Source organism: Christensenellaceae bacterium (assembly GCA_031260975.1).
In the GTDB taxonomy this organism is placed as follows: Bacteria; Bacillota; Clostridia; order Christensenellales; family UBA1242; genus JAISKJ01.
Genome location: JAISKJ010000003.1, coordinates 813,678 through 828,024 on the forward strand (window position 1 = coordinate 813,678; position 14,347 = coordinate 828,024).

Consider the following 14,347-nt stretch of genomic DNA (forward strand, 5'->3'; position numbering starts at 1 on the left):
TGTTAATTAAAAAATCTCTGACACTTTGTCAGAGATTTTTTATGTATGTCACTTGCATTAAATTATTTCATTATTTGGTCTTATAAAACTTGTCCATGAATATGTGTGATCCGCATACGATGCGGTATCCCCGTGCGAAGCTCCATTAGCCTCTGTAGGAGTATAAGTCCCGCCATCTACACGACTCTCCATAAGTTGTTTAGCATCGTCAGCAGTTCCCGCATCTTGGGCAATTCCAACCGCTACTATAAAACTAAATCCACCATAAGAATCCGTAGCTATTGAGTATTTCCCAAAATATCTAGTTACAGAATTATAGTTAATAGAATTATTGCAATATCCAATAAAATAACCCTGTAAATGTATTGCATAACCATTTGTAATATAAATTTTGTCGGTCGTCCACCAATAAGTATTTTCGTAATAATCCCAAGTCGTCCCACGATACCATGCGTAACCTGAGCCTTTGCTTACTTGTATGGTACCACTATTTGTGCCGCTAATCGTTACATTACTTTTCAGTTCACCTATTATCCCACCGGCAGCAGCATAACCGCGGTCCATTAGCTCAGTCAGAGATATATACGTTGGCGTTCCACTTTTATAAAGTACACACGTTGCTGTAACCGCATTTGTATTCTTAAACCCGCTTAGCCCGTTTGTTCCACTATATCTTCCTGCAAAACCGCCTGCCAGAGCTATGTTGCTTGCACCGGAGCCATTTGCATTAACTGTAACCTGCCCACTGTTGGTGTGTGTGCCGCTGTTCATTGACACAGCGGTGGCGTCACCCACAAAGCCGCCGGCCATCTTTTCACCAGAGCCATCAGCAGTTCGTGAAATATTGCCATTGTTGGTGTTTGTGCCCGAGAATGTGACTGTGGATGTAGTTTTTGCCACAAAGCCGCCTACTGCGCCAACCGCACTTCTGATTGAAATGTTGTTTGTGCAGTTGCTTATAGTGATGGCTGAGCCAAACTTGCCCACAATTCCGCCCTTGTATTCAATGTTAAGCTCAAAGGGGCTGCCCCCTTCCGAACTATCACAGTTGCTCACGGTTCCGCCTGACTCAAAGTTTCCTACAATGCCGCCAAATGTCTTAGCAGTAGTTGTGCTAAAGACGTTAATCTGAAGTCCTTTCAGGTTGTTTATTGTGCCTGAAGCTTTAACGTTGCCCACATATCCGCCCACATTGCCTGTCAAACCGTTGGCAAAAGTAATCATTCCGCTAAGCGAACCGTCGGCGCTCATTCCCCCCGACTCAAGATGTCCTACATATCCGCCGATGCTGGTCTTGCCGTTTAGAGTAACTTTGCCGACCTTCAAGTGACTGAGAAGCCCGCCGCTGATGCCCTGAGCCCACCCTATCGCACCTCCCACGTTGCCACTGTTTGAGTCTCCGATAGTTCCGTCACTTTTGCATATTTCAATATCAGCATTCATTGTGTGAGAAGCGTTATTTCTGCCCGCAAATCCGCCGGCATTGCCGCCCGTTATGGTGCCGCTTACCTCAATAATGCTGCCCGTTATGGTGTTACCATTTGCAACAAAGCTGTTGCCCACTGCAATTGTATAATTGGTCGAACGTGCCGGTGTTTGAGTATTTCCTATCACACCGCCGGCGTTGCTGCCCGACACCAAGCCCGAACTGCCTCCGCGTGCTATATTAACGCCCGAGCCATCCGGAGCACCAAGTATACCCCCGGCATTTGTAGCACCAACAACCGAGCCCGAACCGCCGTTAATGCCGTCAATGTTGGTATTCATAGCCATTCCGACAATTCCGCCGGCCGTAGGCGATGTAACCTGCCCATAGTTGTTGGAGTTATAAATATTTATAGGAGTACTTCCTCCCTGAGCAAAGCCCACAATTCCGCCGGCAGCAGCATGCTCATTAACACTTCCGATGCTTTCAACACTGGTGCCGCTTCCGTTAGTTCCGCTTATGTTTATTGTAGCACTTGGTTTGCCGTTGGCCTCAACATATCCCACAACACCGCCCGCATAAAGATAAGCCTCAACATATTGTCCTACAAATTGGAAGTTGGTTATGTTAATAACGCGCCCCTGATCTGCCGGTTCTATTTTGCCTACAATACCGCCCGAGCTCCTTGGCCCGTTGCTTGCAAGACTGCCGACATTTCCATAAACATTAATAGTGCCTGAGCCCGCAATCTCACCACTGGCAAGCAGTCCTACAATTCCGCCCGAGCTGCCGCCGTTGCCACCTCTTATTTCGACACCCGCTACGTTGACAGTGCCTGAAGTGACTTCAATGCGCACATTTCTTATATATCCTGCAATACCTCCGGAATTACCGCCTATTATGTTACCCTTATTTATGGGGTTTCTTATTATTATGCTATAAACATCTCCGCTATAAATTCCTTGGGCATATCCGACAATACCTCCCGCACTGCCGCCGGATGAATCTACAGTAACCGAGCCTTCGTTGGTAATGCTTTCTATAAGCATACTTCTTTCGAGCTTGCCGATAAATCCTCCGGCACTCTCGCTGCCCTGCACCGTGCCGCGGGTAATAACCGGCTGACCGCTTGTACCGCGTTCAATCGTTACCTCTCCGGCGCTTGATGCAATCCAACCTACGACACCACCGGCATTTCCGTTGCCGCTGACAATGCTGGCACTATCATTGATTACATTGCTCCTCAAATCGATGTTTACCGAACCGCCATTGATTATCTTACCTATAATGCCGCCGGCATTCTCCTGCCCGCTCACGATATTATTTTTGTTGTCGGCATTAAATATATTAAGCTTGCCGTTTATAAACTGCCCTATAATACCGCCTGCAGTCATCGTGTTAGTATTGCCGTTGACATTTCCGATATCTCCGGTATTTGAACCTGTCAGATCAATTATGCCTACTCCCGAACCGATTATACCGCCCGCAATATTACCTATTACAGCATTCTCGTTGTTACTTCGGCTCACAACAATCTTTACCTCAGACTCCAAGCCTGTAGTTCTACCCCAAATGTAACCCGCTATACCACCCGCATAAGCAGTAGTTGTAGCACTGTGCTTTACATCGCCCATGTTTTTGCAGTCCAAAATATTATAAGCCGCATCCTGATATACATACCCTATAATACCGCCCGCATAAGCATCAGCCCCGGGATTTGGCAACATAGAAGTTATATTACCGCTGTTGTTAAGATATCCTATATCTACATTAAGCCGTATTCCGCCTACAACACCACCCATGCAAATTATATTTCCTTCAAAGTCTCCGGCATTTTCGGCATATTTAATGTGAGTAGGCGACTCAACACCTCCATAGCCTTCCGGAACTGTTGCATATCCTACAATTCCGCCGCCATAGTTTGCATATTTAATTTGAGAATAGTTTTTAATCTGCACACCAGTGCTTTGGCCCAAAATGCTGCCTTTCATAATTTGTCCCACAACACCGCCAACCGATCCGGCAGGACCTCCATAACCATCACGACCTCCAAGTTCGGCAGCAGCACCTCCCACAGTTTCAAAATTAGAACTGCTTATAATTATAGAGCCGTCAACCATCATTCCGACAACTCCGCCGACAAACAATTTTTGACTTGTATTTGATCGTGCTACAAGCCAACCGTTATTGCGAACATCTTTGATTTCACCATACGGCATATAGCCCACAATACCGCCATAATATACCGCTGAAACCTGTTTACTCGTGTCCGGCTGACCGTTTGTCATTACAATTATAACACTTTCCTGTTCTACACTTGAATTATTTGTTACATTACTTATCTTAAGTCTTACCGGCTTACTTGGTTCTAAGTCAATTTCCTGCGTTGTAAGTGCCGGAGCAAGAGAGTTTCCTATAACACCGCCCGAATAAGCAACCCTTGTTGCAATATTGTTTTCAACAGTTGTACCAAAAGTCACATTCACAACCGAGTTGCCAGCTTGCGACGTAGGATTTGCTGTCTTACCTTTAATGTTTATAAGCGTATTGGTGTGAAGCGTAGGTGTATCCTTTTCATTGTCTTTGTCAGAAACCTCACCAATCAAACCACCCTGAGCTATGGTGTTAAGCCCCAGCCCCTTGTTAAGGTTTAGTCCCAGCTCTTCTTTGGTATGATCTGCAAAGCCCGCAACAGTAATGTTGCTGTCTAAATCAAAGCCTTTCATAAAATCTGAAACAGCCGTAATATCCAATACAAAATTAGTAGTCATTGTATCATATTGATATCTCAAAGCGTTGTTATACCATCCGTTTGCATTAAAACCTCCCGGCATTACACTATTACTTACGCCAAAGTTTTTAAGGCTTTGAGTCACATAAGCCTTGACATATGTGCCGCCTTCATCAGCACCTGCACCAATGGCAAACTTGTTGGCTTGACCCGCAATACCGCCCGCCGTATGGGCAATGACCGTTACATCCCCTGTGACAAACGTTCCGTTTTGAAGTGAAATTATAGGAGCATAGTCATCTTGTCTTATTACAATTCTGCCCACAAAACCGCCGGCATAATCACGTGCTCTCACCGTCATACCAAAAGTAGAAATATCACAGTCAACAATACTTCCGCCTGTCATATAACCCACAAATGCGCCCGCCGTATATCCAATAGTGACAGCTGATGTGCCGATGCCAAGCTGAGGCTCAGCCGCAAGGCCGCCATTTACTCGTGGTCCGTAAATCTGAGAGACACCGCTAAGGGTATAGTTGTCACTCTGAGAAACGCCATTCTGATCAACATATATTATGCTACCGTTTATAACACCACAGTCCTCAAGCCTAACATTTATTATTTCGGCACCTTTGCCCATATATCCCGCCACCATACCTGTTTTTGAAACAGAGTCTTTAATAATAAGGTCATATATGATGGGATTGTTGCTATAGAACTTATTTCTTGAGAAATCACTTACATTTGCTGAAACTATAATTCGGAATAAACCGAACTGTGACTGCAGATTAAGCACTTTTTTGTTGTTTCCGTTAAAGTCTCCATAGAAAGCCGCAGGGTTGCTGCTGTTTCCGGAGGTTGAATTTCCGAATACGTCCACTTCACCGTTAAAGACAGGTGACCACTCGTCATAAGCAAGTGCGCTTATATCGTTTTTCAAAATATACCAACTCTTTTTTGAAACTCCGTCCTTTGTGTCGCGCGACATAAACAGTTCAAACACACCGATATTGGTTATCTGATAAGGCCCATCCTCAAAGTGGTTGGTCTCTCTTAAAACTCCTCCGTTCCACGGGTCGGTTTCGCTCATCGCTTTGGGTTCGTTTCCGTTTCCGGTATAAATCATCTGAAGCAGTTTTACTTTTGCTTCCTGCGAATACATAAGCCTAAACATATCAATCATGCCATAGCCTGAGTTAAACCAGCTGTCGTCAACATAAATTACATCCTCAGTGTTGCTTCCGCTCTCGGTTGACTTATATGCTCCCGAAGTTTGGTTGGTTGCATCATATGTGTATTCATACATTTTGTATGCATAATTTGGAACTGTAAACCCGCCAGTCAAAATCTTGTTTGCATCCGTAAAGTTTGCCGTAAGCTGAGGAATGGTGGTAATATATTCGTTTGTGGCATAACTGTTACGTGTCCATGTGCCATTTTCGCCGCCAACCATATAACTAGACACAACTCCTGTAATAAGCATATTACCGTCAGGCTTTCGCTCCAGAATATTTCCTACAAATGCATTTCTGTCATATGCTGAGTTAAAGATTGCGCCGTCTGCCCAATTTGCTATTGCATAGGTATTGGCGCCGCTCATATCGCCCTCGTTTATCATGTTGGAATCAGTATAACAGTTTGAAATCATACCGGTACCGACATTGTTAAGAGCAATACCTGCAAACTTAACCGAACCATTGCTTGTGTGCATTGTGCTGGTACTGAAGCTTGCAATAATCTCACCTGAGTTGCTCACCGCAATACCCGAAGCACTTACACCGGAGCTCATCATATTCACTCTTGAAAAGCTTGACAATATACGTCCGTTATTGGTTTCAACTAAGCCTGCCGTGTTGCTGCCGCTCACATCCCCTGTTACGCCGCACTTAAACAGCGTGCCGTTGTTGGTTATGGCAAGCGGAGCATTACCTGTGGTGATATTTACATTATCAAGCAAGAGGCCTACAATCGTAGCTCCTGCCGGAATTGCGTTAAACACCGGCTGAGTGTTTCTGCCGTCAATATCCTGTGCCACTTTTATGGTATAGGTATTTGCGTTAAGATACCATCCGCCGGGACTGATGCTTAGAGTTGAGGATGCAATTATATCTCTTGTCAAAATATAATATTTTCCGCTTTGCATTGAGCTAAGCATTGTCAAACACTCAGTGTCATTTCCGGTTATCTTAATCGGCATAAACTTGCCGCCTGAATAGAAGTTAAGCAATGCCGGGAAGTTGTTTGGATTATATCGTGAACCGTCTTGCTGCCCGTCAAAATTGGTATAAGACAAGCCGCCTGACTTCAAAACACCGTTAAAGCTTTCAAAAAGCTTGGTGTAATGTGTAGTATTAGTTCCATTGTTGCCTGCAAATATTTCGCTTAGCATATTTCTCAGCACACTCGGCACATATGGCATGCTTGTGGTGTTCATAGTGTCGATATCAAGCAGTATGTTTGATATAAGATATCCCAAAGCATATTGAGGAATACTGCTATTCGTAGCACTCACACCAAAAGCTGTGCTTATGATTATAGCATCCTCTTTAGGTCCACCCTGTTTGCCGCTATATTTTATATCAGTTATTGCGTTCCCGTAATCATTACTATATATATTGGTTACTTCGTCAGCAAAATACAGGTCGCATTTTATGTCAGTAAGAATTTTTTCAAGATTTTCCTTTGTATCACTCTGGTCGTGTATCTTGCCCACAGCGCCGCCAACATTTAGTCGTGTCCATGGCAGCTCATATTTTGTGCCGCCCGAAGTCACAGTCGTAGCCTGCGCCTGAACAGTAGTAAGACCTGCGTATGTTATTTTTGCCGCGCTTACACTGCCCTTGTCCTTTGTTTTCTGAAGAGCCGCTATATTATTCTTTCCTTGAGCGTAGGTACGATATTCCTGAGTTATTACTCCAATCAACCCGCCGATAGTAACTTCACTCGTTTTTCCGTCATTCACAACATTCAAACCGCTGCCGGCAAAAGCCTCATATGTCAAAAGGGTTCCAACATATATGTCGCCAAGGTTTAAAGCGTTTGCCATCTGAAGCGTTACTGCCCATCCTATTACGCCGCCAACCACAACATTACGCTGCTTCTGATATTCACTCAACACATTGGTATCAGCATCCTTTGCCACATTTATGTCATATGCCGAAACGGCGTTATACATTGAAATCTGTGAGCTTGCAGTAGTGTAACCCAAAATTCCGCCAGCGAAAACTGCTGAAAGGTCTGTAGTTCCGCCACAGTTGATGGCTATTTCTTGTCCGTGAGCTATAACATTGTTAATTGTAATGGTGCTGGCCTGACCCACAATACCACCCGCATATACACGATTGTCACGTGTCACACCGCTGTTCTCATTAAGGTCCCTAACTTCTATTCTGGCTGAAGTATTAACTCCCTCAATTCGGCCGCTGCTTCTTCCGGCAACACCGCCGATATAAACAACATTGGTAGTAGGCCGCGGGTCCGAAATATTACCGTTCCAAACAAATCCGGCACTTCTGATGCCTGCTATAACTGATTGATATGGCAAAGCCTGAACAAAGCTCGTGCTGCTCAGATGGATGCCGTTGATGCCTACAATACCGCCAAGTGACAAGTCACCCTGCAAACTTTGTCCGTTCTGGTTTGTTGCAGCAAAGTTTACATAAGCCTCAATATTTCCGCCGTTTGACACATCAATACTCGAGTCAGATACGCTAAAGTCGCTGACAATCGAGTTTTTGGGTATTTCGGTGGAGCCTATTAGTCCGCCCACTGCCACATAAAACTCATTCTTGCTGTTCTCAGCTCCCGCTCCTTTGTTGCGATATAGCACGCCCGTAGTTTCATTTCCTACCTTTATGCCGTTCAAGCGTGACTTATAACTAAGACCGCTTGCTCTTCCGTTAAACTTTCCAAACACGCCACCCACATCAAGCTCTCGTATGTCACCCATATTGCCGGGTCTTGCAGCGCCGCCAGCCTGATTGTTTTCTAGGTTCCTAGCGCTAAATGTTATATCTCCTCTAAAAGATGTTTCAAAGGTTACTTCTGTGCCGTTCACTTCTTTTATAAACGGTTTTACAGTGCCCGAAACATTTCCGCCAAGACCACCTATCATAACAGCTTGGTCAGCTTCCACCTGATTGCTCGTCAATTCAACTCTTATCTCATTAAAAGTTGCGCTACAGCCGTTTATGGTTACATTAAATCCGTTTGCAACAAGTGCGCCGAAAGACTTGGCACCTGTTTTCAAAATGCCTTTGTCAGTCCAACTGCCCGGAATTATATTACCGTTTCCGTCTCTACTGTATGTAGCAAGAGCATACCCCACCTTGGTGTCGGAGCCATTCCACGTTCCGGTATTGGCTGTTATGTTTCCTGTGTTCACATCAACATCAACCACAGCACCGTTTTTGATTACATTAACCTCTCTATACTTGCTCTCGCCGATTTTTTCCTGATCAAGAGGTGTGCCCGAAGCAACATCGGCCGAAGTAAACACAGGATCATTCGTAGTTACAACAAAATAATGTTCATTTCTTGTGCTGCCCGTCATGGTGTATGTGTGCAAATAGTTTTTAGTCACATCTGTTGTTAACTTACCATAAATATTAATATTGCTGAATGTTGTATTGGTGGCAATAGCCGCCACTACAGCACTTGTTGTGGCCAGCGGAGGAATTTGTCCTCCGCGCGTAATCGGGAAATCATCATAATATTCGCGCACTACAAAATCCAAGTTTCTGAACACCGCGTTTGTAGCCCTCTGGAACAATGCATGGTTAGCTACGGGCGTATTATTTAGCACAAGGTTAAACAATATCGGATTTCTGCCAAGCAGCTTGTTATTCTTTTGGATATATTGCGTTACACCTATAATCTGACCGCGGAAGTTTGAATCAATAATATATCTTGTGTCACTCAGCACGCTAAAGTCAAGGTCGGCCATAACATAATATATCTTTTTTGCAGAAGGAGTTTTAAACACTCGCTGGAAGTCCTCAGGAGTATAAATATATTCCACTGCCGGCATGTAACCATACTTAAGATATGGAAGAGCATATTCACTGTCATATTTCCAGATTCTCTCGCTCCATGTGCCCTTGGGGAAGATATCTTCCTTTTCTTTGGGCTCCAACCCACTGTCGCTTATGTCAAACAAGTTTATCATATCCTGTGTGCTGATTATGTTTACATTCTTTTTATTTGTGCCCGTTCCGCTCTGGCTGCCGCCGTGACCGGCGTCAATGCCCATAAAAAGTCTTATTCTGTTTGCAACAACATTGTCTTTATACTTATTATATATATACATGCTGCTGAAGTTAAATTCACCATCGCTCACGCACACATCAATATCTTTTTGATAGTGTGTGCTGAGCCCAAACAGCGCACCGATTCTGGCAAGACTTCGGCCCGACGGGTTTTCACTCAGTGAATCACGATATCCGTGTCCGTCATACAAATCATAAATTGTACGCTCTGATCTGGTCTGAGTTTCACTCAAGGCTACGTTTACGGCAATACTGTTTGTGCCCGGGTTGGTGGGATGGCTATAGTCACCATAATCCACATATCCGCCGTGGTTCTGAATAGTTGACACATTTTGAGTAAAGGTACGCAGCGCAGCAAAATCCTCAATAAGATAGAAGTTCATAGCCACCGCAGCGGCAAAAGTAACCTCGCGCTTTTCAGCAGTTATAGACACAATATATGGATTGTTGTTGTCTGCCTGCAAAATTTCGCCCACAATTCCGCCGATAGTAGCACTTGGCAGACTAACATTGGCAAGCAGTCCTCCGGTTGTATAAACATTTACAAATCTTCCGCCGTATGTGGCTCCGGCAATACCTCCAACCGACAATGCGCTCTGGTTTCGCACATCCGCACGGCTGAGGGAGTCTGTTATGCTGCCCGAACCCAAGAAAGTTTCGCCCACAATATTTATACCTGTAATTCCGCCCAGCCTCAGGTTAATACCACTGCCGTTAGAACTCCAGAACAACTCTTTATTAAACGTATTAGACGTCCCTAGGCTCGTAAGCGCCTTTGTATTGGCGTCAAGACTTTTGAGCTCGGATTTGTCGGGCGAAACATATACCTGATCAAGCAGACCGTAGTTTATTCCCGCAATTCCGCCTCCGGCGGTCGCCACTCTTATTCTGCTGTCGGTCTTAATCTGGAAGAACCCATCCTGCAGATAAGTTTCCTCACCCACAAAGCCTGCAACACCGCCTGCATACTCACCTACAATTATTGCTGATTGGTTGGGTCTGAAGTTGTTTGCTCCAAAGCCTATCCTCACATCTCCCACATGCAATGCCTTTGCGTTCACTTCACTAAGCGATAGGCTTATGTCGTTTTCTTCCTGCTGCTCACGTGTTTCTGGGTCAATATATTGCTTGAGGTCAATCACACCCACAATACCGCCCGCATAAGACACATCCGGCAGGTCTCTTAAGTTAAGGTTACTGTTGGTTACACCGTTTATTACCTGAGGTCTGATAATTTCCCAAATGTTGCCTGTTTTAATTACACTGTTCTGAGACGAAGTTATACGGCTGGCGTTTACCGCCACATTTGAGTTTATATTCTTCATATAATACCCGCCGGTATTGTTGCTTGACACAACAATCCCCGCCAAGCTTCCCGCAAAGTTATAACCCGTTATGCCAACAGGGTCGCCCGACCCGCCGCTAGGAAGTTCAGTTGCCGCAACAAGATTTATGTTGCTCACATAACTATCCACAACAATACCCGCAAGTCCGCCTACCGTTCGCGAGTTAGACGCCGTTACACGGTCAATTGAAATAGTAAGGTTTTTCACACCAACACCATTGAGAGCGCCAAACAACCCTACCGACGGAGGAACGTTGGTCATGTTGATATTTGTTGAGTTTATTGTAACATTTCTGATGGGCATATTGTTTCCGTCAAACACTGAGCGGTCTTGAAGACGTGAAACATATTCAAACAGCCTGCTTGAAGGCTGAGCATCCAAACCTGCAAAATCGATTTCTCCTGCCAGCCTTACGTTGCCCACAAACTTGGCCATTACTTCGTCCTGAACAGTCGGGCTGGTCTGATAAATTATATCAAACAGCCTATTATACTGCTGTGCACTATAAATTAAGTAAGGGTTATTGGCCGAACCTGTTTCAAAGCCCTGAACATACAGATAGCTATAGTTTCCGCCACTAAGATTATTACGTTCAATTCTTACAGATGTAGCGATATAGTTGGCCGAAACAAGCTCGGGATATCCTGTATCTCCCAAACCTATCTTAAACATACTCCACACGCCGCTGAGGTTAATACCTCCGCCGGATACGGTCGAGTCGTCGGTGTTATATTCCTGAACATCAAAACTGAACCCTGCAAAACTGTCAGGCAGAATAAACTCGTTTGTTCCGATATTTTCAACTTCTTCGGCAACGGCGGCATCAATCTCCACCCCTTCCTGCTTGTTAACTTTGTCAGCCGGTTCGTTGTCATCATAATAATTGTCGTTTACGCCGTTGAGATAATAACACTTTTCAATGGTTCCGTAGTTTTGAACGTCACCTATACCCGAAACACCCGTAAACGCACCGTGAGTTGTGATATTGTGCTTGAGGTTGCTCAGTGAATAACTGGTTGTAATATATGCCCCCTGCAACCCAGACGAAGGTGTACCGTTAATGTATACAAATCCGCCCGCAATAATATTCCCGTATTCCATAAGCTGCGTGCTCTGCAAAATGTCAAACCTAATAAGAGCAAAGGTAGTATCTCCACTCAGGTTAATGTTAGAATAGCTGTCCCCTATATGTCCGGTGTTCTGATATACAAAGCCCGCAACGTTACCGTTGCTGAATATTCCGCCGCCCAACTTGCGGTCCTCATTAAATTCATTTCGTAGATTATTTGTATTTGAACCTACGTTGTCAAACATAAATTTACCGCTTCCGTCAAGATAGTCCTCTTCCTCAAAGCCTGCGGCATAGCTTCCGTATACAGCCCCGTTGTTAATACCCGCAAAACCGGCAGAAGCAATTCTGATATCTTCCGTTCCATAGCTTATACTGCTATAACTTATGTTTATAATCTGTCCGTTTTTAAAATAACTGCTGCTTATCACACCGTCGTTGCGGCCCACAAAGCCTCCAACAACGCCCGTGCCTTCAAGCTTGAGTACCGTTGCAGGAACAACACTAGCGAGCTTTGTCATGCTATACTCGGTTCCGATTGCATCGTTCACCATTACAATGCCCACTTCATCCCGACCCACACGGCTGTTGGTTATAATACCTGTGGTGTCATTCAGCCCAACAAGTCCGCCAAGCAACGCTCTTGTCCACGAATTGTTAATCTGAACCGAAGTATGAACATTCAGCGAATAATCCGTTCCGCTATAAAATTCCGGATTCTCGTCGCCGTTCTGAAGATATCTGTCAGTTTCCGAAATCGTTATAACATCACAGTTGTTTATAATACCCTGATTTATGCCGGCAATACCGCCTATCTTAATGTCATCATGGTCATCCAGCACCATAGAGTTGCGTTTGTCATTAGGAAGTGCCACTATAATATTTTTAAGCACTGTAACACTTTGAACCGTTCCAAAAAGCCCAAGCTGAACATTGCTTGCCGGAAGTCCGTTTAGGTTAAAGTTTTTAATGGTTATTATTTTGTTATTTCCGTCAAGGCTAAAAATTGCGACATTAAGCGGAGTGTGACTTTCAATCACAATGTTATTCATCAAAATATAACTTCCGCCCGACTGCATGCTTCTTAGGTCCTGCTCGGTGAAAATTGGCTGCGGAGCATCCTCGTCAGTGCTGATTATAACATTTACCGTAAAATCCCTTGTAATTTGTAGTATGTTTTCAACGGTGCCAGTTATTTCAATGGGAGTGTCTCCTTGCATCTTTTGCGCTGTTACATTATACTTTCCGCTAATAGGGTCATATTGGGCAATAGCTCCGTTAAAGTCTCCGCCCGCATCAATTATCTGATAACTTCCGCTTCCTCTGTCAATAAGCAGCACTATAGAGCCGTTTATGTATCCGTAACTAAACTGAAGCCTCAGCGCGTTGCTGCCCACATTGGAGCCAATTAAACTCACTACAGCCATAGAATTATCCTGCGTGGTATATCTGACATTGACCTCAAACGGAAGCGTCTGCATAATCTGGTTATCGTTCAGCGTCACATAGTTTCCGCTGGTGTCGTTGCGTTTAGCGAGCCAAGATGAAGTGGCACCATTGTCTATAGTCCTTGAAACCGCCAGCGAGAACTTATCAATAGCGGCAATAGAGCCAAATATATTGGGTTTGCGGCTGTCATCAACACGCTCTTCAAACATGGCACGCAGCTGCATAGAGCTGTCAACCGACAGTGTAAGCGCTCCGTCAACCCCTATGCCGTCAACAGATACATATTGACCGTTGCTCTGTTTAACAATTACTACATCAACTACATTTATTGAAATTGATTTTTCACGTGAATATTCTTGTCCGTTTTCAATCACCACAGCTGAAACCGTTATAGTAATTTTTGCGCCGCGGTTAACTATCTTAAGTGGATTATCAGATTGCAAAGCGTCATATCTGCTGTCACTATAGTTATAGAACACATTGTTACCGTTTATGTCCAACATATGTTCAAGAACAATCTGACCGCCGCTTTTATAAACTCTAAGGTTTCTCAAAATCCAATCGCTGTTGTTGCCCGAAATAAATTTATTAAAGTTAAGGTCGGCAACCTCTGTCGGAGTAAGGCCGGAGTCGTTAATCATACTAAGCCCTTCTACTTTGACACCTGCAATTGACACATCACTTGGGCTTAACTGACCTGCTGTCACAATGTTTATGTCAACCCTATCATTTCCGCCCTCACTGAGCACAGTGGGGCCGGCCGCCACAAGGTCAACAAGAGCTATGTTGCGCACAACAATGTGGTGAACATACACTCTCGGAGCTGCTTCGCCATAAATATATACGTTTATATAGACATCAAACTCCATACCGTTGTTAAGCAATGATGAAGTTATAGTCTGAACATACAGTCTTCCGTCAAATATCTTTAAAGCATTGGCTACGTCCCATGTAGTATAATTCGTTCCTATCGGGTCTGCAAGATAACTGCTTCGATAAAGCTCTATTCCAACTCTTCCGCTGGCTACAGAACCCACGGCACCTTTATTTGGCATATAT

1 protein-coding gene is annotated in these 14,347 nt (G+C 44.4%); it reads right to left on the bottom strand.

Annotated elements, in window-relative coordinates; all coding sequences use genetic code 11:
- Nucleotides 1-57 precede the first annotated feature (57 nt).
- Nucleotides 58-14,325, bottom strand: coding sequence for a hypothetical protein (locus LBN07_04375; protein MDR0850684.1), 14,268 nt, complete (start codon nt 14,323-14,325; stop codon nt 58-60).
- Between the last annotated feature and the right edge of the window lie 22 nt (nt 14,326-14,347).